The following is a 22,783-nucleotide window of genomic DNA, read 5'->3' as shown; positions in this document are numbered from 1 at the left end:
AGTTGGCTCCTCCAACTGGACTTGAACCAGTGACATACGGATTAACAGTCCGCCGTTCTACCGACTGAACTATGGAGGAACACTCGACGGACAGAATATTAACTATCTATGACGATTATGTCAATCTATAAAACACTAATTAAGTTTAACTGCTCAGCTTGTAAGCAAATAGCGTGAATACTATGCTAAAATAGTACAGATTAACAAGTAGAGTAAAATTTATGAAAAAGAATATTTGTGTTTTTTGTGGTGCTAGTGAAGGGAATCGTCCAGAGTATCGTACAGCGGCTATGCAATTAGGCAAGGTTATTGCCAATCAAAATAGACGATTAATCTATGGCGGAGGCAATAAAGGATTAATGGGCATAATTGCTAATTCCGTTTTAGATCATGGTGGTGAGGTTATTGGCATCATTCCAGAAAAATTAGTCAAAGCCGAAACTGCACACCTTGGTATTACTCGATTAGAAGTTGTTGAAAATATGCATCAACGTAAAGCAAGACTAACTGAACTTGCCGATGGATTTATTGCAATGCCAGGGGGAACGGGCACGTTAGAAGAGCTTTTTGAAGTTTGGACAGGGATGCAAATTGGTTATCATGAAAAACCCGTCACACTATTTAATAGCCAATTTTGGCAACCTTTACTGAACTTTTTAAAGCACGCAGTACAAGAAGGTTTTATTCGAGAAAGTTTTTATCAAACATTAATTATCTCAGATACTGCTGATTCAATGTTAGAAAAAATGGACAGTTTTATACCAAAAGACTTACAACGCTGGGTAAAAAAATAATTTAATATAAAAAAACGCCATCAATTGATGGCGTTTTTAGTTGCATAATTATTATGCGATAGCTGTTGTTTGTGATTCAGGTTTCTTAATCAATGCGTAAGCAACACCTGCAATTACAGAGCCTGCAACGATTGATAATATATATCCACCAACAGGTTTAACTACGCCAGGGATTGCTAATGCAAATAAACCACCATGTGGCGTCATTAACGTTGAACCAAATGCTAATGCCATACCACCAGTGATTGCACCACCAACAATACAACAAGGGATAACACGTAACGGATCACGCGCTGCAAATGGAATTGCCCCTTCAGAGATAAAGCATAAGCCTAAAACTAAAGACGCTTTACCACTCTCTTGTTCTGCTTTAGCAAATTTTTTACGAGCGATTAAAGTAGCTAATCCCATCGCTAATGGAGGAACCATTCCACCCGCCATAACTGCTGCCATAGGTGCATAAACTTGTGAAGAAATCATACCAGTACCAAAAGCATAAGCAACTTTATTAATTGGTCCACCCATATCAGTACACATCATACCGCCTAATAATGCACCTAACATAACAGCATTAGCACCATTCATGGTATTTAGCCATACAGTAATAATTTTCATTAACCATGCGATTGGCGTACCAACAACAAATTGCATAACAATACCAGTAATTAAAGTTGCAAGTAAAGGCACAATTAATATTGGTTTCAATGCTTCCATACTTTTTGGTAATGGTAAGTATTTTGTAATAGCTAATGCGACATAACCTGCAAAATAACCAATGATAATACCACCTAAGAATCCTGCACCAGTTGAAACTGCAAGTAAACCACCAACTAGGCCAGGAGCAAGCCCTGGTCTATCAGCAATTGAGTAAGCAATATAACCAGCAAGCAATGGAACCATTAACGAGAAGGCTAAACCACCAATTTGGGCTAAATGAGGTTCACCAACAAGCTCATTTACAAGAGTTTGTTTAACAACTTGTACGCCATTTTCAAGTACAGTAACTGTTTTTAATACTTCTTGGAACTGACCAAAAGCAAAAGAAAGCGCAATGATCAAACCACCTGCAACCACCATTGGCAACATGTAAGACACACCTGTTAGTAGATGTTGATAAAAGCCTTTCTTTTCATTGCTTGATGTTGCAACAGAAGTAGAACCAGACGGTTGATAAATTGTTGCTTCTTCAAATGCTTTATCTAATTCCTGAGCGGTCTTTTTAAGAGCTGGACCAGTTTTGGTACGATAAAGTTTTTTACCAGCAAATTTGCTTAAATCAACATCAATATCACATGCAGCTATAACTACATCAGCAGAAGCAATCTCTTCTGGTGTTAATTCATTTCCAACACCAACAGAACCACGAGTTTCTACTTTACACCACCAACCACGTTTTTTCGCTTCTTCTTCAATCGCTTCAGCTGCCATAAATGTATGAGCAACACCTGTTGGACAAGCAGTTACCGCAACAATACGTTTTTGTCCACTGTTTGCCACAGAAGTGCTAGTATCACCAGTCGATTGTTCATAAACAGTTGCTTTACTTTGTGCATCATTTAAGATTTTTTTAGGATCAGCAAAAACATCATTTATATCATTAACAACATAAACTTTTTTGCCAATAACTGATTTGTCACTAATATTACCACTACCAACCGAAATGATAGTATCGGCTGATGTTGCATTATCAACAATTTTAAAATTTAAAGAATTAGCAGCTAACGCTAATTCCGCTTTAGCTAATCGCCCATTAACTGGGCCTGAATTGCTACCTTCAACAATGTATATATTCATGAATACTCCTATCCAGCGATTATTTCAATTTTTTCCGACATGTTGGTAACCGCTTGACGGTCTGACACACCAACACCAGCTTGTTCAACAGATAAAGCGGCAACACTTGATGCAAATACTAGGGTGTCTTTGATTGATTTATTATTTAATAAACCATACATTAACCCACCGACCATTGAATCACCAGCACCAACAGTGCTAACCACTTTACATTTAGGTGGTTTGGCTAACCATGCTTCACGTTTAGTTACCCACAAAGCACCTTTGCTGCCCAGTGAAATTACTACGTTTTCTACCCCACCATCGATAAGTTCCATGGCTGCTGTTTTAATTTCTGATAATGTGGATAGTTTTCTGCCTACCCACATTTCCAGTTCTTTATCATTTGGTTTAATTAACCAAGGGTTGGCCTTAAGCCCTGCTACTAAAGCATCACGGCTACTATCAAATACCACTTTAGGACAAATTGCTTTAACTTGTTTCATCCATTCTGTGAATTTTTCCAGCGATACTCCAGCAGGTAAACTACCACTAATGGCAACCATATCTATCTCTTTCAACCATTCTAAAGAATTGGAAACGAAAGTTTGCCAATCTTGATCGTTAATCGTGAAACCTGAAAAATTTAGGTCAGTGACTTCACTATTTTCTTCAGTGAGTTTAACGTTAATTCGGGTTCGACCATCAACGGTCTGGAATTTATCTTCAACATTCAGAGATTTAAAAAGTAAATTAAAACCATCACGATTCTCTTTACCTAAAAAACCACCCACGGTTAATTTAATACCAAGATCAGATAATACTTTGGCAACATTGATACCTTTACCCGCAGCAAGCAAAGCGTTAGTTTGAACTAAGTTAACATCACCAAGCTCAACTTTTGGACAAAAACCTAATAGATCATAAGCAGGATTTAAAGTGATCGTTGCAACACGATAAGTCATGATTAAGCACCCTCTCCTAAACCACTTTCAATTGCTTTACCGATTGCATCTAATACTTGTTCTGCATCATTACCAACCGCAGTAAATTGTAAACGGCTACCTTTTTTCGCACCTAGCGCAACAATTTTCATTAAACTAGTTGCACTAACTGGCTCGTTTTTACCATCTAGATTAGCTACCGTCACTTTGCTATTGAACTCTTTAACTAATTTGACAAGAACTGATGATGGACGAGTGTGTAAGCCATTTTCATTTGGAATAACAAATACTCGGCTTAATTCTTCACCATTAGTACCACTGTTTGATGAATCATTAACATTTTCTGATGTTTCAGATGATACAGAATGATCCCCTGATAGGAGTAGATTATTAAAATCATCACTTTTTGCAGAAATTAATAATGCTAATTTTTGGTTATAAGCTAATGATGCAATGTTATTCACGATAGCTGTAACTGAATCATCAACAGCTGAAATAGTAATAAGAAGCTTAACTGGTTTGCCATCTTGATTAAGATCATTCACCGTACGGCTAATAGCAATCGCATTTTTTAAATTGCCTTCGCGGCTGTCACTTAACCATACCCCATTACCTAAATAACTTGGTTTATTATCAAGCACGTTCGTAATAAAGCTGACATTAACCGCATCGTGTTGTTTTAAACGTGAAGCATTTAAAGCTTGTAATGTAGTTAAGCTATCAGCTTGTATATCCAATAATAATGAGGATTCATCTATTACAAATTGACTATCTTCTACACTTTCTTTGCCAGTTAAAATAGCTAAAGCTTCATCGGCAGTTTGGATTTTTTTGATTCGCTCTTCAACGCCATCAGCACCAAGGACATGAGTTAATTGACGAAGTAATTCTAAATGCTCATCAGAACTCGCAGCGATACCAATAGCTAGATAAGCTTTTTCGCCATCATCACCCCACTCTACGCCTTGAGGAAAACAAAAAACTTGAACCCCAGTTTTTTTAACTAAGTGGCGAGTTTTAGGTGTGCCATGAGGTATAGCAATACCAATACCTAAATAAGTTGCAGCTTGACTTTCACGTTCAAGCATACCATCAACGTAGCCTTCTTCAACATAACCAGCGCTAGTTAACGCGGCTGCAATCTTCTTAATTGCCTCACTTTTGTTGGTTGCTTGTTCATTTAAATGGATATCTTCTTTAACTAAATGAAACATATAATAAATACCTCTGGGTTATAATATTGGATGTACTAAAAACAACTCAGCAATCCCATAATCGTTATTGAATCATGATTGAATCGTTTCAGCGATAATGAATATAAACGTCCTAATTATCAAATAAATTATATCTATTAATTCCTAAAATGTGATCTAGATCAGCTTTTTGAGTAAATCTTTTTAGCTCTATGACGATTTAATTTGACTTTTTAGCAATTTTTCTCGACTCAGGCTACCTCGATAAATTAAACGTCGCGGTATGACTGTTGTTCCTGGTTGATAGTTCTTTTTATGCAAACTATTTAATAATAATTCAATGGTTACTTCTGATACTGATTTATGATCTTGAGATAACGCAATCAATTTACACGGTAAAAAATCGAGTAACTCATTATCACCAAAGGTGGCAATTGTTAGATTATCCGGTAAACGACCAAACTTTTTCAGAATTGCATCAATGGTGCCTTGTAATAAAGAAAAAGAAGTGGAAAAAATGCCGTTTGGTAAATTATTATTTGCCAACCATTGACTAAAAGTAACCTCTGCATCGCGACGACTATAATTATTTGCACACAAAAAATCAACTTTATTGCTATGATTTAGAGCAACTTCCTTAAAACCCTCCATTCGTAGCTGGCTAACAGACAAGTTAGGTAATGCACCAATATAAGCGACTGTTCCATCAACAAATTGATTAAAAGCTTGAGCTAGCATTTTAGAATCTTCTTTGTCAGATCCAACAACATTCCTAAATTCAGATGTTGAGAGTGTTCTGTCTAATGCAAACAAAGGAGTATCACTATTTTGCCAACCGTTGTAAAACGCATAATCAGAATCATTAACAAACGATGAAGAAATGACTAAAGCATCTACACGGCGTTGCTTTAAATGTTTTACACACTCTTTTTCAATTTCCGGATTATCTTCAGAACAAGAAAGCAATAATTGATAGCCTTCTTTTCTTAACAACTGCTCTAAGTAACTTGCAATTCGGGTATAACTTATATTTTCAAAGTCTGGAATGATGATACCAATAGTACGTGTTTTCCCCGCTCTTAGACCTGCTGCTACAGCATTGGGTTGGTAATTATATTCTTTCACTACTGCCATCACTTTAGCAATGGTTTTATCACTAACTCGGTAGTGTTTAGCTTTACCATTTATTACATAGCTGGCTGTCGTTCTTGAAACGCCAGCTAACAGTGCAATTTGTTCTAATTTCATGAATATATCTCAATAAAAAAATTCATCAGTTATTTAAACTGAACACAAATTAAATGTAAACAGAACTTATCATTTAAACTTAACGAATTATAAGAAAAAAAGGATTTAGTGTGAATCTAAACCCTTTTAGTTAAAAAATCTTTTATTAATAATAAATAGCAATGTTTTGGTTATGGATCGTTTCTATTTTTACTGGCGTATCAAATATATCTTCTAAAATAGTTGAATTCATAATTTCTTTTGGACTACCTTGATAGACAAGTTGGCCATCTTTCATGGCTAAAATATAATCAGAATAAACTGAGGCAAAATTGATATCATGGATAACAATAACAATCGTTTTACCGAGCTCATCGGCCGCTCGGCGTAACTGTTTCATCATCGAAACTGCGTATTTCATATCAAGATTGTTTAGCGGTTCATCAAGCAAAACATACTCAGTATCTTGACAAAGCACCATAGCAACATAAGCACGTTGTCGTTGCCCGCCAGAAAGTTCATCTAAAAACCGATCTTTATACTCAGTTAAATTTAAGAATTCCAGTGCTCGATGGATATGTGCTAAGTCATCTTTATTTAATCGCCCTTTTGAATAAGGATAACGTCCAAATCCTACTAATTCAAAAACAGTTAATCTGCTAGTAAAACGGTTTTCTTGCCTCAATACCGATAAGTAGGTGGCAAGTTTATCACTTGGCGTATTAACCACGTCCATACTTTGTATTTTTACTTGTCCTTCATCAGCCAGTAATAGACGGCTAATAATTGATAATAATGTCGATTTACCTGCACCATTAGGACCTATGATAGCTGTCACTCCACCTTGTGATATGGTCGCATTCACATTTTTTAATACAGATATGGTTTGATATTTTTTACTAATATTATCAATTTCTATCACATTGGAACCTTTTTCAATAATAAGAAGATAAACAGCGAACCACCAATAAACTCAATTACAATAGATAATGCACCAACCATGTTTAAAACATGCTCTAAAAACATTTGCCCACCAACAAGGAAAATAATTCCTAATAAAAATGCGGTTGGCAATAAAAAGCGATGTTGGCTGGAACCACTAATACTGTAAGCTAAATTTGCAATAAGTAAGCCTAAAAACGTAAATGGACCAACTAATGCGGTCGATATTGACACTAATACCGAAACTAATAATAAAATAATGGTGACACTTTTTTGATAATCGATACCAAGATTAATCGCATTATCACGACCTAATGCTAGTACATCAAACCGAAAACGCATTCGCCATAAAAATAGACCAATTATGCTGGAAATAACTAATGAAAAGACAATTAGTACGGGTTCAGCTCGAGTAAATGTTGCAAAAATTCGACTTTGTAATACAGCAAATTCAGTTGGTGTCATTAGGCGTTGTAATAAATTGGAAAAACTACGGAACAGCGTCCCTAGAATAATCCCAATTAATAAAACTAAATGAAGATTTTGTTTAAGTTTGTTAAATAATCCTCGATACAAAAATAGAGAAAATAAAATTAACAGTAATGACTCGAAGATAAATTTACCGACAATACCAATATAAGGGATACCTTGAGCATCAATAAAAAATATTACCACTGTTTGAATCAACACAAACAGTGATTCAAACCCCATTATTGAAGGTGTTAAAATTCGATTATTTGTAACAGTTTGGAAAAGTAATGTTGACGTTGCCGCCGAAAAGGCGACTAAAATCATTGTTAATACAATCCAAGTCCGGTGTGTCAAAATGTAGCTGATATTGCCTTTTAAATTAAATGTCATGAAAAAAACAACACAAAGCACGGCAATACCAAGTAATAACCATACTGTTTTTCGGCTAGAAATATGGCGTTTTTGATTAACTAGCATGACGTTTTTTACTCAACAATACTAAAAAAATAATAGCCCCTACTACACCAAGAATGACACTGGCTGGTATTTCAAATGGATAACGGATAACGCGTCCAATAATATCACATAGCAAAACAAGCCCACTGCCTAATAAACAGATCCAAGGAATCGTTTTTCTAACATTATCACCAAATAATAAACTGACAATATTGGGAACAATCAGTCCTAAAAATGGCAATACACCAACCACCACAACGACTATTCCACCTATCAAAGCAATCACAACAAGACCAATTAACATGACTCGATTATAATTAAGCCCAACATTAACCGAAAAGTCTCTACCTAAACCAGCAACAGTGAACCGATCTGCACTCCAACAAGCGAGTAGAGTAATACCTCCAACTAACCATAATAACTCATAACGACCTTGCAAGATTCCGGAAAAGTCTCCTGACTCCCAACCACCAAGTGATTGTAATAGGTCAAAATACATCGCAAAAAAAGTACAAATGGCACTAATTACCGCACCAAGCATAATTCCAATAAGAGGCACCATCAGGGCAGATTTATGAATAATTTTGCGAGAAATGAACATAAATAACATTGTGCCCGCCATAGCAAATAAGCTGGCAACCACCATTTTCATCATCACACTTGCACCAGGCGCAAGCACCATCATCACTAATAAACCAAGACTAGCCGACTGAGTTGTACCTACTAACGACGGTTCCACAAAACGATTTTGGGTAAGGAGTTGCATAATTAAACCAGCAACACTCATCGCGCTGCCAGCTAATAATAATGCCACTGTTCTAGGTACTCGACTAACAAAAAAGATTTGTCGCATATTACTGTCAGACCATAAATCAGCTAACGTAACATGCCCAGCACCAATAAAAAGGCTTAATGCAGCCATTGCGAATAAAAAAACAATGCCTGCAATAAAGTAAACCGTTTTAGACATGATTTATATTAATTTGCTGATGATTTTTGTAAAACATCACTTATTTGATCCATCAAACGACTATAAGTTTGAATACCACCAGAGATATACATAGAAGTAGAATCTAAATAAACAATATGGTTTTGTTGCCATGCATCGGTTTTTTGAATTAATTCGTTATTTAAAACCTGTTGTGCTGATTGTGCTTCTTTATTACCAATTGCGTTATCTCTATCAAGCACAAATATCCATTGTGGATTAACACTTAATACAAATTCAGAAGTTACTGCATTACCATGACGTCCTGCTTCTTGGAATGTTGTTGCAGGTTGAAAACCTAAGACATCAAAAATAAAACCAAAACGTGATTTAGGACCATAAGCAGACATTTTTCCGCCATTAACCATAATCACTAAAGCCGTTCCAGCAGTGCTAGTTTTTGATTTTAAGCTATCAATTTTCTGATTAAAATCAGCAATTAGTTTTTTAGCTTCTGCTTGTTTACCAAAAATATTACCTAACTGCTCAGTACGCTGCGTCAAACTAGCCAAAAAATTATTAGGATCAATATCAAGCGAAATTGTCGGCGCAATATCACTTAATTTTTTATATACATCATTGGCCCGACCACCTGCAATAATCACATCAGGTTGTAATGAACTTAATACTTCATAATTTGGTTCAAATAATGTACCGACATTGGTATAAGTTTTATCAGCATATTTAGATAAGAACTCGGGAAAATGCACATCAGATTGAGGAACTGCTGTAACGGGAATATTTAATGCATCAATAATATCAAGTGTTGCAGTATTAAATACGACTACTTTTTTCGGATTTTCAGGAACCTCTGTTTTACCTTGAGCATGTTCAACAACAATTGATGTTTTATTAGCGGCAGGTGCTTCTTTTTTATCATCACAACCAACCAAAGCAAATAAAGCGGTTAGTAATACTAAAAATTTAAATTTGATAGATGAAAACATTGTAACTCCTAATTATTAGCTTAGTTCAAAAGCGCGTAAATGATAAATAGAATGATTATCATTTAGACTGAATTGTAACTAAAAATAAATAAGTGTTCAATGAACTTTGATAAACAAAAAAATCAATAATTAATTAGCTTATAAAAACATCAGCCAATAATATTAAATTAAAGGCTGATTATTGATCAATTCTACGTCAATTAATAATTGGAATCTTCGGATAATTCTTTAAGCTTTCTGGTTAACGTATTTCGTCCCCAACCTAAAAGGTTGGCAGCATCTTGTTTGTGACCACGAGTAAAATTAAGTGCGCATTTCAATAAAATCCGTTCAACTTCACTAACGGTTTGTGTCAATATCCCTGTTTGGCCCGCTAATAATGCTTGCTTAGCCCACTGTTCGAGCATCGTTTTCCAATCTGTTAACGGCTGAGGATTGGTATTAATGTCATAATTAACAGATGTAGCAGGCACCGATAACTGTAAAAGTTCTGGAGGTAAATCTTGAACAAAAATTTCATTATTTGACGACATTACAGTCACCCAACGACAAACATTTTCCAATTGCCTAACATTGCCCGGCCAATTAAACATACATAATAAATTAAGCGCTTCAGGACTCAGCACTTTACTTTCGACGCCTAACTCTTTGGCAGTAGTACGTAAAAAATGTTCAGCCAGTTTTGGAATATCTTGTGCTCTATCTCGTAATGGCGGTAATAAAATACGAATAACATTTAAGCGATGGAATAAATCTTCTCTAAACTTACCTTCTCTCACTCTCGCTTGAAGATCTTGATGGGTTGCGGCAATAATACGAACATCAACTTTAACCGGTGAATAACCACCGATTCGATAAAATTGACCATCGGCAAGCACTCTTAATAATCGCGTCTGCACATCTAACGGCATATCGCCAATTTCATCCAAAAATAGCGTACCACCGTTGGCTTGCTCAAAGCGACCATGCCTTATTTGGGCTGCACCAGTAAATGCGCCTTTTTCATGACCAAACAATTCAGATTCAATTAAATCTTTTGGAATGGCAGCCATATTCAGTGCAATAAAAGGTGACTGCGAACGTGGACTATGGGTATGCAATGCTTTAGCAACTAACTCTTTACCCGTTCCTGATTCGCCGTTAATCAGCACACTAATAGATGATTTTGAAAGTCGCCCAATAATACGAAACACTTCCTGCATTGATGGAGCTTCACCGATAATACCAGTAGAAGCTTTACTACTAGAAGAACTGCTCGGTTTATTGCTTTGAGTTTGTAAAATAGCTCGTTCCACCAGTTGAATAACTTCATCAACATCAAAAGGCTTAGGAATATAATCATAAGCACCTTTTTGGTAAGCATTAACAGCGGCATCAAGATCGGAATGCGCCGTCATAATAATCACAGGCAAATTGGGCATTTGCTCTTTAATATAATTAAGTAAAGATAAGCCATCAATTCCAGGCATTTTTATGTCAGATAAAATGACGGCTGGCTTTTGTGGGTGATTCACTAAAGCATCAATCACTTCTTGACCACTTGAAAAACTGATGCAATTAAAATGAGCATTAGTAAGTGCTTTTTCTAACACCCATCTAATCGAACTATCATCATCAACAATCCAAACATTCATTTCAATTAACCTCATTGTTTGATGGGCAGATAGATAGAAAACTCTGTGTGGCCTGGCCAACTATTAAACTCAATTTTTCCATGGTGCTGATCGATAATATTATGAGCAATCGACAAACCGATACCATTACCACCTTCATAACCACTTACCATAGGATAAAACAACGTATCTTGAATATGCACTGGAACGCCAGGTCCATTATCTTCAATATCGATGCGAGCACAAAGTCGGTAACGCTGACCATGCAAAGTAACCTGAAATGCCGTTCGCGTTCTTATTATGATAGAGCCTGTTTTCGAACCAATCGCTTGTATCGCATTACGAATGATATTTAAAACTACCTGTTCAATCTGTTCAGAGTCATGTACTAATTCAGGCAAGCTAGGATCATAATCACGTATAATCGTTACGTTTGACGGCTTTTCTAAACTTAAAAGCGCATAAATTCGCTCAATAGCTTGGTGAATATTCTGCTGTTTTTGTTGTAAACGTTGTTGTGGGCCTAATAACCTATCAACAAGATTCCTTAATCTATCTGCTTGTTCAATAATAATTTGTGTATAGTCTTGCAACTCATTTTTAGGCAGTTCACGTGATAATAGCTGCGCTGCACCTCTAAGCCCACCTAATGGGTTTTTAATTTCATGGGCAAGTCCGCGGACTAGCTCACGTGCTGCATTTTGTTGAGCTTGTTGTAATTGTTCTTGGCTTAGTTTTTTATGGCTATTAAGTGGTGCCATTTCGATCAAAATATGGCCATTAGCAAGCAGTTGTGCCGTCAATGATAAAATATGTAGTTCATTATTTATCACTAAATTTACTTCACTATCGGTAAAACCTTGGTTTTGATCTAAGGCATTTTGCATTAAATCAAGGTCTAACGAAAAATACCCTAACAAATCAGGAAGACAACTTTCTAATATTTTTTTAGAACTTTGGGCTAGTAATTGTTGTGCCGCAGTATTGGCATAAAGAATATTGAGCTTTTTATCAAGTAATAAAATATTGGTTATCATAGAGTCGAGAACAAGATTCGCATCAGATTCATTATCAAATGTCATCGTAAGCACTCCGTTCTCATTAGATACCACCGCCAAACAGCGGTGGTTAAAACTTCAAATAATAAAATAATGACTTATAGGCTATAATACAATTCAAATTCAACCGGATGCGGAGTCATGCGTACACGATCAACATCTTGGCGTTTTAAATCGATATAAGCATCGATAGTGTCATTAGTAAACACATTACCACGGGTTAAGAATTCACGATCCGCATCTAAAGCATTTAACGCTTCTTCAAGTGAACCTGCAACTTGTGGAATTAATTTAGACTCTTCTGGTGGTAAGTCATATAAGTTTTTATCCATCGCATCGCCCGGATGAATCTTATTGATAATACCATCTAAACCAGCCATTAACTGTGCAGCAAATGATAAGTATGGGTTACCAGCTGGATCTGGGAAACGAACTTCAATACGACGAGCCTTAGGACTAGTAACAACAGGGATACGAATTGATGCAGAACGGTTACGAGCAGAATATGCAAGCATAACAGGTGCTTCATAACCCGGTACTAAACGTTTATAAGAGTTAGTTGCTGGATTAGCAAAAGCATTAATTGCTTTAGCGTGTTTGATAATACCACCGATATAGAATAAAGCCATTTCAGAAAGGCCAGCATATTTATCACCAGCAAAAAGGTTCACACCATCTTTAGCAAGTGATTGATGGCAGTGCATACCAGAACCATTATCACCAAACATTGGTTTTGGCATAAATGTCGCGGTTTTACCATAAGCATGTGCAACATTTTGTACAACATATTTATAGATTTGCACTTCGTCAGCTTTTTTAGTTAATGTATTGAAACGGCAAGCAATCTCATTTTGACCAGCAGTTGCAACTTCATGGTGATGAGCTTCAACAACTAAACCTAGTTGCTCCATAATTAAACACATTTCAGAACGAATATCTTGTGAAGAATCAACAGGAGGAAGCGGGAAGTAACCACCTTTAACACCTGGACGGTGACCTTTGTTACCTTCTTCGTATTTAGTACCTGAGTTCCAAGCAGCTTCAATATCATCAATATGAACAAAACTACCTGACATCGGCGTTCCAAAACGCACATCATCAAATAGGAAGAATTCTGGTTCTGGTCCAAAAATAACAGTATCAGCAATGCCTGATGATTTTAAAAACTCTTCAGCGCGTTTAGCAATTGAGCGCGGGTCACGATCATAACCTTGTAATGTTGCTGGCTCTAAAACGTCACAACGAATATTCAATGTCACATCTTCAAAAAATGGGTCAATCACGGCACTAGATGCATCTGGCATTAACACCATATCTGATTCGTTAATCCCCTTCCAACCTGCAATTGAAGAGCCATCAAACATCTTACCATCTTCAAAAAAATCTGCGTCAATTTGACTAACAGGAATGGTAACGTGTTGTTCTTTACCTTTAGTATCAGTAAAACGTAAATCAACAAATTTAACATCGTTTTCTTTTATTAGTGTAAAAACTTTTTGTGTAGACATGTAGCTTCTCCATTGAGGACATATAAAATAAATGTTCAGTTCAAAGGCATATTTGCCTATTTATTAAATTATATGCAAATTTGATGCCAATTTTTTAACCACTATTTTTGAACGGTTTTTATTGGTTAGATAATAGCAAAAATTAACATTAATGCACCAAAATAATGCACATGGCACCAAAATAATGCACCAAAATGTAACATACTGCTACTTGCGTTACATTTTGGTGCCATTAATGAAAAGTGAATTTGCTAACTCTTTTGAATGATCTACGATTCTTTTCGATAACCTTTTATTATTAAATAAAAGGTTGTTTTATCCCAATCCTTTTTTAGGGTTTCTTCCGAAATAAATGTAGCCTCATATAATACATTATCTTTTGGATTGACAATTGCTACTGGTTTTAGTTGTTCCCAATAACAACATACGAATTTCAAATCGCCCATTCCCATAGTCTTAATTAAATATTCATGAGCTTGCTTAGCATATTTACCTTCAACTTTATAAATAACCTCAATAGGCCATGTTTGCCCATAGTCGGTTGTCCTACACTTTTCATATTGAAAAAAATCAGGGGCATTTGGATCAATCTCATGGAAAAAGTCTCGACACGTTAAATTCGGATCAAACCCTAATGAACTAGATTGACTATCTTCCTTTAGTTCCTCTAGGCTTAGTATTTCGTCAGTATTAAGATTATTTGATTCTGCTAATGCTGACGAAATTAAAGTAACGAAAATGAATGGCAACAAAATAAATCTTTTAAATAACATAGTTTCAATCCTTAAAACTTTTAAATCTTATTAGCTTAAAATAAGATTTCTCCCTTTAGGTCTATATTTCAGTAGACAATATCGTTATAATCTTAACCTATTTTTAATAATAATAGGTAATCATAAAAGTATGGACTTTGTTACACTCGAAATTATACCTTTTATCCAAAATCACCTTTTACTTTCATTAGGTTGGATTGTGTTATTCGTTGCAATCATTGTAATGACCGTGAAAAGTAAATTATCAAAAGTGAAAATAATTAATAACGCGCAAGCAATTAGTATGATCAACAAAGAAAACGCAGTTATTGTCGATATTCGCTCAGCAGATAGTTTCAAAAAAGGGCATATTACTGAATCTCACAACATTTTACCCGTTGACATTAAAAATGCTAGCGCAAAAACCATTGAAAAATTTAAAGAAGATATTATCATCGTGGTTGATGATAATGGTTTAACATCAGCAAGCATTGGTGAAGTATTAGTCAAACAGGGCTTTTTGCATGTATTTACATTAAAAGATGGTATTGCTGGATGGAACGGCGAAAACTTACCATTAGTTAGAAAATAATATAATATTAAAATAAGGTTTTATCATGACAGAACAAAACAATACACCTGAAACACAATTTGCTATTCAACGCATTTATACCAAAGATGTTTCATTTGAAACAAACAACGTTCCAGAAATTTTCACAAAACAATGGCAACCAGAAATGAATTTAGAACTAAATTCATCATCACAAGCGTTGAGTGAAGGTGTGCATGAAGTTTCTTTACGTGTCACAGTAACCGTAAAACAACAAGAAGAAGTTGTATATATTTGTGAAGTGACTCAGTCAGGTATTTTCTCGCTTATCGGATTTGACGATGCTCAAATTCAACATTGTGTAGGTGCTTATTGTCCTAATATTTTATTCCCTTATGCGCGTGAAGTTATTTCAAGCTTAGTAAATAAAGGAACTTTCCCACAACTTAATTTAGAACCTGTAAATTTTGAAGCTTTATTCATTAGCTATTTGCAACAGCAAGAAGCTAAAACCGAATCGACTGAAACTTTACAGTAATTACTAGTTAATAAAGTCTATGTTTATGAATAAAAATGCAGCAGTGACAGTGATTGGCGCAGGTTCTTATGGAACCTCGCTGGCAATATTACTGGCACGAAATGGTCACTCAACCTTATTATGGGGACATAACCCAGATAAGATGGCTATTTTGCAACATGATAGACAAAATAGACAATTTTTACCGGATATTTCTTTTCCTGACCAACTTCAAGTTGAAGCGGATCTTAAAACTGCCGTTTCAGCTTCACCAATTTTATTAATTGTTGTTCCAAGCCACGCATTTGGTAGCATTCTTAAACAAATCAAACCATTTTTAAGAAAAGATAGCAAAATTGTTTGGGCAACCAAAGGACTTGAAGTCGATACCGGTCGACTATTACAAGATGTTGCCAGAGAAGTATTGGGTGATAAAATCCCATTAGCGGTTATTTCAGGCCCTACTTTCGCTAAAGAAGTTGCATCAGGCTTACCAACAGCAGTAACCGTTGCCTCAACCGATGATCAATTTTTAACTGAACTCCAAAATTTATTTCACTGTAGTAAATCATTTCGTGTTTATAGCAGTAAAGACTTTATTGGCGTTCAACTTGGTGGCGCGGTAAAAAATGTTATTGCAATTGGTGCTGGTTTGTCCGATGGGCTGGGTTTTGGTGCAAATGCGAGAACAGCTTTAATAACCCGCGGACTTGCCGAAATGATGCGATTAGGCGAAGCTCTTGGGGCCGATCCTGCCACGTTTATGGGGATGGCTGGTTTAGGCGATTTGGTACTTACTTGTACAGATAATCAGTCCCGAAATCGTCGATTTGGTATTTTATTAGGTCAAAACAAATCCATTCAAGAAGCACAAGATATTATTGCTCAAGTGGTTGAGGGTTGCCGAAATACTAAAGAAGTTTGGGCATTAGCTCAAAAATATCATGTTGATATGCCTATCACAGAACAAATCTATAAAGTGCTTTACGAACATAAAGATCCAAAACTTGCAGCCATGTCATTATTGGGTCGCTCACAAAAACAAGAATTAAAAAGCGAGTCTTAGATCTTTAAAAACCCCTCTCCTCAACTTTTTTTATAATTAACCTATTATGAAGTTTAATAAAAACAGAATTAACACTAATTTAAGATCTCAAAAACCCCGTTCCTCAACTTTTTTTAATGATTAACCTGTTACTAAGTTTAATAAAAACACGACTAACACCAATTTAAGATCTCAAAAACCCCGTTCCTCAACTTTTTTTAATGATTAACCTGCTACTAAGTTCAATAAAAACAAGGCTAACACTAATTTAAGATCTCAAAAACCCCGCTCCTCAACTTTTTTTAATGATTAACCTGCTACTAAGTTCAATAAAAACAAGGCTAACACTAATTTAAGATCTCAAAAACCCCGCTCCTCAACTTTTTTTAATGATTAACCTGCTACTAAGTTCAATAAAAACAAGGCTAACACTAATTTAAGATCTCAAAAACCCCGTTCCTCAACTTTTTTTGATATGTCGTGGTTTTTGGGAGGCGTTTTAAACACTCATTCCTAGGCCCTTTTCCTTGGCTTTCTGGTAAATATCATAACCAACATAGACATCTAATACTGCCGTTCCCACACTTTTAAATAACGTGATTTGCTGATCGTTTTGGCGACATTTTTGTGAATCAATAACTAAATCACCTAATTCATAAAAATCTTGTTTTGTAACTAAATGTTGATTGATTGGATCGATAATATCACCCGCCTCAGCAAATACACCATCTTTGGTATCAAGTACGCGAATATCAGCATTTTTAACAATATTACTTGGTATTTCGTGCATTTCTGGCGTGTAAGCACCTACTCCATTGATATGTGTTCCTGGTTTAACCAAATCGCCATTGAATGTCACAACTTTTGATGTGGTGACAGAGGTAATGATATCTGCTTGGCGAATATCTTCATCTAGATCGTTCGAAAAATAGAGGTTAGCGGAAAAATGAGCGAATCGTTTCTTCATCTCTTCAGTAAATTGCTTGCCTTTATTGACATCAAGCCCAAAGATCGCCACATCAGTCAATTGACGGACGGTTAACATCGCTTCTAACTGTGAAGCTGCTTGTCCACCAGTACCAATTAATACAGCACGTTTAGCATCTTTTCTGGCTAATAAATCGGTAGCTGCACCTTGTACCGCGCCTGTGCGTAATTGGGTCACAAATGTGCCATCTAACATCGCACAAACTTCGCCTGTTAACGGATCGATCATAAACACTTGCGCGGGAACAGATGGCTTACCAAGTTTCGGGTTATCAGGAAAAACCGAGACAATTTTCAAGCCAACCACATCATTTTCTTTTATATGAGCAGGCATAATCAAACATTGCCCTTTTTGCATGTCAAAGTTGATGCGTAATGGAACTTCACTATTACCTTGAGTATAGATTTTCAGTGCTTGTTTATCCACTGCAACGGCATCTTTCATAGTATAGAATTGTTGAATATCTTGGGCAGTTAAAATTAACATTTCGATTCCTTATTTAATATTTATTTTCATATTATTTATTATCCATTATTTAATCTTACCAACAAAAAAATAAATACTCTTGTTTAATATAAATAGATAATTTTCACTTTCTTGTATATTTAATTTATTTTCATTATTATTACAAAGTACAATTTTGTACGGAAATTGAGAAATCAGATGTTATTTAAAATATTAAAGTTTTTTTTAAAAATTTTATTTCATGTAAAGATTCAAGGGAATCTCAATAATTTAAAACAAGACAGATTACTTATCACACCTAATCATGTTTCCTTCCTAGACGGCATTTTAATCGGCGTATTTTTACCAGTTAAACCAGTATTTGCTATCTACGCAGGCTACATTGATCATTGGCTAGTCCGTTTAGCCAAACGTTACGTTGATTTTGTGCCAATGGATCCATTAAGTCCAATGGCGATTAAAAGGTTAGTTCGTGAAATTGAAAAAGGACGACCAATTGTTATTTTTCCGGAAGGTCGAATTACCATAACCGGCTCATTAATGAAGATTTATGACGGTGCAGCATTTGTTGCTGCTCGTTCTCAAGCAACGATTGTACCTGTCTGGATTGAAGGTGCAGAATTTACGTTGACTAGCCGTTTAAAAGGCTTATTTAAACGTCATCTATTTCCTAAAATTACAATTCATGTATTGGAACCAACATCAATCCCAATGCCTGATGCACCAAAAGCAAGCGAACGACGATATATTGCTGGTGAAAAATTACATCAAATTATGATGAATGCCAGAATGGCAAGCCGACCAAAATTGACACTTTTTGAAGCGTTGCTCGAAGCCCAAGTTCGTTATGGGGTAAAATCGCGAATGGTCCAAGATCCTACCACTCACGAAGCCTCTTATCGAAACTTGCTTAAGCAAATTATCGGTGTTAGTTGCATTATTTCTAAGATTACCAAACAAAAAGAAAGAGTTGGTTTATTGCTCCCTAATGCAACGATTACTGTTGCAACTATTTTTGGTCTATCAGTCAAAAATCGTATTCCAGCCATGCTTAATTATACAGCAGGAACTAAAGGGTTAACCTGTGCAATTACTGCGGCTGAAATAAAAACGATCATTACTTCACGCAAATTTATTCAAAAAGGTAAGCTTGATTATCTATTAGAAGAAATTAAGGACGTAAATTGGTATTTCCTTGAGGACTTGCGTAGTAGTTTGACTTTTGTTGATAAACTTTATGTTGCACTTCATCAATACATTCCACGTTTAGTGAAACGACAACAATCAAGTGATGATGAAGCTTTAGTGTTATTTACATCAGGCTCAGAAGGCAATCCTAAAGGTGTAGTGCACAGCCATGGTAGTTTATTGGCAAATGTTGAACAGATTCGTACCGTTATCGATCCGACACCGGCTGACCGATTTATGTCCGCATTGCCATTATTCCATGCTTTTGGTATTACTGCCGGCTTATTTTTACCGTTGTTTTCTGGAAGTCGTACCTTTTTATATCCGAACCCATTACATTATCGTATGGTGCCAGAAATCATTTATGATCAAAACTGTACCGTGCTATTTGGCACACCAACATTTTTAGCCAATTATGCTCGCTACGCTCATCCTTATGATTTTATGCGATTACGTTATGTGGTTGCCGGTGCTGAAAAACTTTCCGATGGGGTGCGTGAGCAATGGAAAGATAAATATGGCATTCGAATCTTAGAAGGTTATGGCGTAACCGAATGTGCACCAGTTGTTGCCCTTAATGTGCCAATGGCATTTAAAGCAGGAACTGTTGGTCGGCTATTGCCAGGTATGCAATCAAGATTAATACCTATCCCAGGGATTACCAATGGCGGGGAATTACAGCTTAAAGGACCTAACGTAATGAAAGGTTATTTACGAGTTGAAAAACCCGGTGTACTTGAAGAGCCTGTTGCCGTTGATGAAAATGGTAATGCAGAAAAAGGCTGGTATGATACTGGCGATATCGTAGATATTGATAAAGATGAGTTTTTAACAATTAAAGGAAGATTAAAACGCTTTGCTAAAATTGCGGGTGAAATGGTTTCACTGGAAAGTGTTGAAGCGCTAGCTAGAAAAGTCGATCCTGATGCCATGCATGGCGCTACAGTAAAAGCTGATGCCGCTAAAGGTGAAGCGCTTGTGCTATTTACTACTTCAACTACATTAACTCGAGAACAGCTTAATCAGGCAGCACAAGATTTAGGTATTCCTGCATTAGCCATTCCTAGAGATATTCGTGTGGTTAAAGAATTACCATTGCTTGGTACTGGCAAAATCGATTTTATTACGCTACGCAAAATGGCTGATGAAAATGAATAATAGCAAGGATTCACTATGAATAAACAGCCTTTATTAACCGTTGGCATGGCTGCAACCATGCTAGCCCAGTTTTTTTCAGCCTTTGCTGATAATGCTATTTTCTTTGCAATATTAGCTTTTATTAAACAACTCAATTATCCAGAGTGGAGCCAATCGGCATTACAAATCGGTTTTGTCATCCCTTTCATCCTTCTTTCGCCATTTGTTGGTCAATTTGCTGACAGTATGTCTAAAGGCAAAGCGATGATGATCTCAAATGGTATTAAATTATTAGGTGCTGCTGTTATTTGCCTAAATATCAATCCATTTTTAGGTTATTTTCTAGTTGGTGTGGGAGCAGCCGGTTATTCACCAGCAAAATATGGTATTTTAGGTGAGCTAACCTCAGGCGATAATTTAGTGAAAGCAAATGGTTTAATTGAAGCATCAACAATTGCAGCTATTTTACTAGGCTCACTTGCTGGTGGTCATATTGCTGACTTAAACATCACATTTGCATTACTTACTTGTGTAATAATGTATGGCCTAGCTGTTATAGCAAATATTTTTATTCCTAAACTTCCTGTCGCTCGAAAAGACATTGAGTGGAAGTTTATGAGTATGATAAAGGATTTTGCTAAAACCTTTAAAATCATTTTCAATAATAAACAAGCCCTTTATACTTTACTCGGCACTAGCCTATTTTGGGGAGCGGGTATTACCTTGCGCTTTTTATTAATTAGCTGGGTGCCAATTGTGTTAGGTATTACTGACAACTCAACCCCAACAAATCTAAATGCCGTTGTGGCAATAGGTATTGTTGTTGGTGCTGGCCTTGCTAGTGCTATGGTTTCAATATCCAATACATTACGGTGTATTCCAGCAGGAATATTAATGGGGTTTGCCGTCATTGCATTTACCTTGCAAAGCAATATGACGAGTTCTTATATTCTATTAGTGATTATTGGTGCTTTAGGTGGTTATTTTTTAGTCCCACTAAATGCATTAATTCAAAAAATGGGGAAAGAGCTTATTGGTGCTGGTAGTGTAATTTCAATACAAAACTTAAGCGAATATAGTGCAATGATGATTATGCTCAGCGCTTATACGTTAGCTATAGCTTGTGGATTATCTGTTATTACTATCGGTGTAGGTTTTGGTATGCTATTTGCCATTCTTATCGGGTTTGTATGGTTAGGTTTAAAATCACATGTCAAACATTAATTTATCAGCAATGATCACCGAAAATCGCAATAGTGCGAGCGAGAACATCGACTGCGCATCCACCCTTGAAATACTTCAAATTATCAATAATGAAGATAAAAAAGTGGCAATCGCAGTCGAAAAACAATTAGCTAATATAGCCAATGCGGTAGATGCAATCAGCCAGGCTTTCTTAAATCATGGCCGTTTAATTTACCTTGGTGCCGGCACTTCTGGACGATTAGGTATTTTAGATGCGAGCGAGTGCCCACCTACTTACGGAACGCCTCCAGAACAAGTCGTTGGATTAATTGCTGGCGGGCACCCTGCCATATTTAAAGCGGTTGAAAATGCAGAAGATTCACCTGAGCTAGCAGTTAATGATCTAAAAAATATCAATTTTAGCAAAAAAGATATTTTAGTAGGTATCGCAGCAAGTGGACGCACACCTTATGTTATCGGCGGTATGCAATATGCTCAATCACTGGGTTCAACAGTAATTAGCTTATGTTGCAACCCCAATGCACCGATGATTAACTTGGCCAATATTGCCATTACCCCAATTGTTGGCGCAGAAGTAGTTAGCGGTTCATCAAGAATGAAAGCCGGTACAGCACAAAAATTAGTACTTAATATGTTAACCACAGCCAGCATGATTAAAATGGGTAAGGTTTACGGTAATTTAATGGTTGATGTTGAGGCCACTAATGCTAAACTCGTAGAACGTCAAATATCAATTGTCATGCAAGCGACCGATTGTAACCGGGAGACGGCTATTTCAACACTAAGTCAATGTAACAAAAATTGTAAAACAGCTATTTTAATGATTCTTGCAAGGTTAACAGCTCAGCAAGCAAAAACAGCGTTACAACAAAATAATGGTTTTATCCGTAAAGCATTAGAACAAAGCAACAAATAATCTTTCTTAGCATTACACAAATATTACTGTTCTGATAAAGAAAGATTATTCTAAAATTTAGCAATATATTTTATCAAACCTTGATGAAGATCGAATTTATAAATC

General features: G+C 36.1%; 20 protein-coding genes and 1 tRNA gene. 7 read left to right on the top strand and 14 right to left on the bottom strand.

The genetic code is table 11. The features are described from left to right. Nucleotides 1-3: 3 nt before the first annotated feature. Nucleotides 4-79, bottom strand: a tRNA-Asn gene (locus A9G07_RS10780). A gap of 142 nt (nucleotides 80-221) precedes the next feature. Here A9G07_RS10780 and A9G07_RS10775 point away from each other — a divergent pair. Beyond that, nucleotides 222-794 carry a TIGR00730 family Rossman fold protein gene (locus A9G07_RS10775; protein WP_065735136.1) on the top strand — a complete coding sequence of 191 codons (573 nt, stop codon included), beginning with the start codon at nucleotides 222-224 and terminating at the stop codon, nucleotides 792-794. Between the two features lie 51 nt (nucleotides 795-845). Here the strand turns inward: A9G07_RS10775 and fruA are convergent, their stop codons facing one another. The 12 genes from fruA to A9G07_RS10715 all read right to left on the bottom strand — a co-directional run bounded on the left by fruA (nucleotide 846) and on the right by A9G07_RS10715 (nucleotide 14,687). Next, nucleotides 846-2,588 (bottom strand): PTS fructose transporter subunit IIBC, encoded by a 1,743-nt coding sequence (fruA, locus tag A9G07_RS10770; RefSeq protein WP_065735135.1) that lies wholly within the window; start codon nucleotides 2,586-2,588, stop codon nucleotides 846-848. Between the two features lie 8 nt (nucleotides 2,589-2,596). Further along, nucleotides 2,597-3,532, bottom strand: a complete 936-nt coding sequence (fruK, locus tag A9G07_RS10765) for a 1-phosphofructokinase (RefSeq protein ID WP_065735134.1) — start codon at nucleotides 3,530-3,532, stop codon at nucleotides 2,597-2,599. 2 nt (nucleotides 3,533-3,534) lie between these two features. Next, nucleotides 3,535-4,725 (bottom strand): fused PTS fructose transporter subunit IIA/HPr protein, encoded by a 1,191-nt coding sequence (fruB, locus tag A9G07_RS10760; RefSeq protein ID WP_065735132.1) that lies wholly within the window; start codon nucleotides 4,723-4,725, stop codon nucleotides 3,535-3,537. Between the two features lie 189 nt (nucleotides 4,726-4,914). After that, nucleotides 4,915-5,952, bottom strand: coding sequence for a catabolite repressor/activator (gene cra / locus A9G07_RS10755; RefSeq protein ID WP_065735130.1), 1,038 nt, complete (start codon nucleotides 5,950-5,952; stop codon nucleotides 4,915-4,917). Between the two features lie 145 nt (nucleotides 5,953-6,097). Further along, on the bottom strand, nucleotides 6,098-6,853 hold the full coding sequence (locus tag A9G07_RS10750) for an iron ABC transporter ATP-binding protein (protein WP_065735128.1): 756 nt from the start codon (nucleotides 6,851-6,853) through the stop codon (nucleotides 6,098-6,100). After that, complete coding sequence (locus tag A9G07_RS10745) at nucleotides 6,850-7,821, bottom strand: iron chelate uptake ABC transporter family permease subunit (RefSeq protein ID WP_065735126.1); 972 nt, start codon at nucleotides 7,819-7,821, stop codon at nucleotides 6,850-6,852. The genes A9G07_RS10750 and A9G07_RS10745 overlap by 4 nt, the downstream gene beginning before the upstream one ends. Continuing rightward, on the bottom strand, nucleotides 7,811-8,770 hold the full coding sequence (locus tag A9G07_RS10740; protein WP_065735124.1) for an ABC transporter permease: 960 nt from the start codon (nucleotides 8,768-8,770) through the stop codon (nucleotides 7,811-7,813). Before A9G07_RS10740 ends, A9G07_RS10745 begins: the two co-directional genes overlap by 11 nt. Nucleotides 8,771-8,778: 8 nt before the next feature. Further along, nucleotides 8,779-9,735, bottom strand: a complete 957-nt coding sequence (locus A9G07_RS10735; RefSeq protein WP_065735122.1) for a siderophore ABC transporter substrate-binding protein — start codon at nucleotides 9,733-9,735, stop codon at nucleotides 8,779-8,781. Nucleotides 9,736-9,935: 200 nt separating this feature from the next. Continuing rightward, a complete protein-coding gene (gene glnG / locus A9G07_RS10730; RefSeq protein WP_218060064.1) occupies nucleotides 9,936-11,369 on the bottom strand; it encodes a nitrogen regulation protein NR(I) in 1,434 nt (477 codons plus the stop codon). A gap of 11 nt (nucleotides 11,370-11,380) precedes the next feature. After that, nucleotides 11,381-12,430 (bottom strand): nitrogen regulation protein NR(II), encoded by a 1,050-nt coding sequence (glnL, locus tag A9G07_RS10725; protein WP_065563710.1) that lies wholly within the window; start codon nucleotides 12,428-12,430, stop codon nucleotides 11,381-11,383. A gap of 74 nt (nucleotides 12,431-12,504) precedes the next feature. Beyond that, the gene (gene glnA, locus A9G07_RS10720; protein ID WP_065563711.1) at nucleotides 12,505-13,914 is read right to left on the bottom strand and encodes a glutamate--ammonia ligase; all 1,410 of its coding nucleotides are present in this window, start codon (nucleotides 13,912-13,914) and stop codon (nucleotides 12,505-12,507) included. Between the two features lie 269 nt (nucleotides 13,915-14,183). Next, a complete protein-coding gene (locus A9G07_RS10715) occupies nucleotides 14,184-14,687 on the bottom strand; it encodes a DUF4952 domain-containing protein (protein WP_065563712.1) in 504 nt (167 codons plus the stop codon). Between the two features lie 130 nt (nucleotides 14,688-14,817). Between A9G07_RS10715 and A9G07_RS10710 the strand changes: the two genes are divergently transcribed. From A9G07_RS10710 to gpsA, 3 genes are read left to right on the top strand one after another with little or no spacing between them, the layout of a single operon-like run. Beyond that, nucleotides 14,818-15,258, top strand: a complete 441-nt coding sequence (locus tag A9G07_RS10710; protein ID WP_065735119.1) for a rhodanese-like domain-containing protein — start codon at nucleotides 14,818-14,820, stop codon at nucleotides 15,256-15,258. Between the two features lie 25 nt (nucleotides 15,259-15,283). Further along, nucleotides 15,284-15,754, top strand: a complete 471-nt coding sequence (gene secB / locus A9G07_RS10705) for a protein-export chaperone SecB (RefSeq protein ID WP_065563714.1) — start codon at nucleotides 15,284-15,286, stop codon at nucleotides 15,752-15,754. Between the two features lie 25 nt (nucleotides 15,755-15,779). Further along, the gene (gpsA, locus tag A9G07_RS10700; protein WP_065735117.1) at nucleotides 15,780-16,799 is read left to right on the top strand and encodes an NAD(P)H-dependent glycerol-3-phosphate dehydrogenase; all 1,020 of its coding nucleotides are present in this window, start codon (nucleotides 15,780-15,782) and stop codon (nucleotides 16,797-16,799) included. A gap of 478 nt (nucleotides 16,800-17,277) precedes the next feature. Here gpsA and A9G07_RS10695 read toward each other — a convergent pair whose 3' ends face one another. Next, the gene (locus A9G07_RS10695; RefSeq protein WP_065735115.1) at nucleotides 17,278-18,252 is read right to left on the bottom strand and encodes an ornithine cyclodeaminase family protein; all 975 of its coding nucleotides are present in this window, start codon (nucleotides 18,250-18,252) and stop codon (nucleotides 17,278-17,280) included. A 177-nt stretch (nucleotides 18,253-18,429) separates the two neighbouring features. Here A9G07_RS10695 and aas point away from each other — a divergent pair, with 177 nt between their 5' ends. From aas to murQ, 3 genes are read left to right on the top strand one after another with little or no spacing between them, the layout of a single operon-like run. Then, nucleotides 18,430-20,577, top strand: coding sequence for a bifunctional acyl-ACP--phospholipid O-acyltransferase/long-chain-fatty-acid--ACP ligase (gene aas / locus A9G07_RS10690; protein ID WP_065735113.1), 2,148 nt, complete (start codon nucleotides 18,430-18,432; stop codon nucleotides 20,575-20,577). A 15-nt stretch (nucleotides 20,578-20,592) separates the two neighbouring features. Beyond that, the gene (lplT, locus tag A9G07_RS10685; protein WP_065735111.1) at nucleotides 20,593-21,780 is read left to right on the top strand and encodes a lysophospholipid transporter LplT; all 1,188 of its coding nucleotides are present in this window, start codon (nucleotides 20,593-20,595) and stop codon (nucleotides 21,778-21,780) included. Next, entirely contained in the window at nucleotides 21,767-22,678 is a 912-nt protein-coding gene (gene murQ, locus A9G07_RS10680) for an N-acetylmuramic acid 6-phosphate etherase (RefSeq protein ID WP_065735109.1), read from the top strand. The genes lplT and murQ overlap by 14 nt, the downstream gene beginning before the upstream one ends. Nucleotides 22,679-22,783 lie beyond the last annotated feature (105 nt).

It is taken from the genome of Gilliamella sp. wkB72 (assembly GCF_001693745.1).
GTDB classification, from domain to species: Bacteria; Pseudomonadota; Gammaproteobacteria; order Enterobacterales; family Orbaceae; genus Gilliamella; species Gilliamella apicola_E.
Note: the sequence above shows the minus strand (reverse complement) of the source record. Positions and strands in the feature narration are given on the sequence as shown.

Bases quoted from the DNA above. Each gene is read 5' to 3' on its own strand.
- fruA (WP_065735135.1), bottom strand. From the start codon at position 2,588: ATGAATATATACATTGTTGAAGGTAGCAATTCAGGCCCAGTTAATGGG.
- glnG (WP_218060064.1), bottom strand. From the start codon at position 11,369: ATGAATGTTTGGATTGTTGATGATGATAGTTCGATTAGATGGGTGTTA.
- lplT (WP_065735111.1), top strand. From the start codon at position 20,593: ATGAATAAACAGCCTTTATTAACCGTTGGCATGGCTGCAACCATGCTA.
- secB (WP_065563714.1), top strand. From the start codon at position 15,284: ATGACAGAACAAAACAATACACCTGAAACACAATTTGCTATTCAACGC.
- aas (WP_065735113.1), top strand. From the start codon at position 18,430: ATGTTATTTAAAATATTAAAGTTTTTTTTAAAAATTTTATTTCATGTA.
- A9G07_RS10745 (WP_065735126.1), bottom strand. From the start codon at position 7,821: ATGCTAGTTAATCAAAAACGCCATATTTCTAGCCGAAAAACAGTATGG.
- A9G07_RS10740 (WP_065735124.1), bottom strand. From the start codon at position 8,770: ATGTCTAAAACGGTTTACTTTATTGCAGGCATTGTTTTTTTATTCGCA.
- fruK (WP_065735134.1), bottom strand. From the start codon at position 3,532: ATGACTTATCGTGTTGCAACGATCACTTTAAATCCTGCTTATGATCTA.
- cra (WP_065735130.1), bottom strand. From the start codon at position 5,952: ATGAAATTAGAACAAATTGCACTGTTAGCTGGCGTTTCAAGAACGACA.
- fruB (WP_065735132.1), bottom strand. From the start codon at position 4,725: ATGTTTCATTTAGTTAAAGAAGATATCCATTTAAATGAACAAGCAACC.
- A9G07_RS10715 (WP_065563712.1), bottom strand. From the start codon at position 14,687: ATGTTATTTAAAAGATTTATTTTGTTGCCATTCATTTTCGTTACTTTA.
- gpsA (WP_065735117.1), top strand. From the start codon at position 15,780: ATGAATAAAAATGCAGCAGTGACAGTGATTGGCGCAGGTTCTTATGGA.
- murQ (WP_065735109.1), top strand. From the start codon at position 21,767: ATGTCAAACATTAATTTATCAGCAATGATCACCGAAAATCGCAATAGT.
- glnA (WP_065563711.1), bottom strand. From the start codon at position 13,914: ATGTCTACACAAAAAGTTTTTACACTAATAAAAGAAAACGATGTTAAA.
- A9G07_RS10710 (WP_065735119.1), top strand. From the start codon at position 14,818: ATGGACTTTGTTACACTCGAAATTATACCTTTTATCCAAAATCACCTT.
- A9G07_RS10735 (WP_065735122.1), bottom strand. From the start codon at position 9,735: ATGTTTTCATCTATCAAATTTAAATTTTTAGTATTACTAACCGCTTTA.
- A9G07_RS10775 (WP_065735136.1), top strand. From the start codon at position 222: ATGAAAAAGAATATTTGTGTTTTTTGTGGTGCTAGTGAAGGGAATCGT.
- A9G07_RS10695 (WP_065735115.1), bottom strand. From the start codon at position 18,252: ATGTTAATTTTAACTGCCCAAGATATTCAACAATTCTATACTATGAAA.
- glnL (WP_065563710.1), bottom strand. From the start codon at position 12,430: ATGACATTTGATAATGAATCTGATGCGAATCTTGTTCTCGACTCTATG.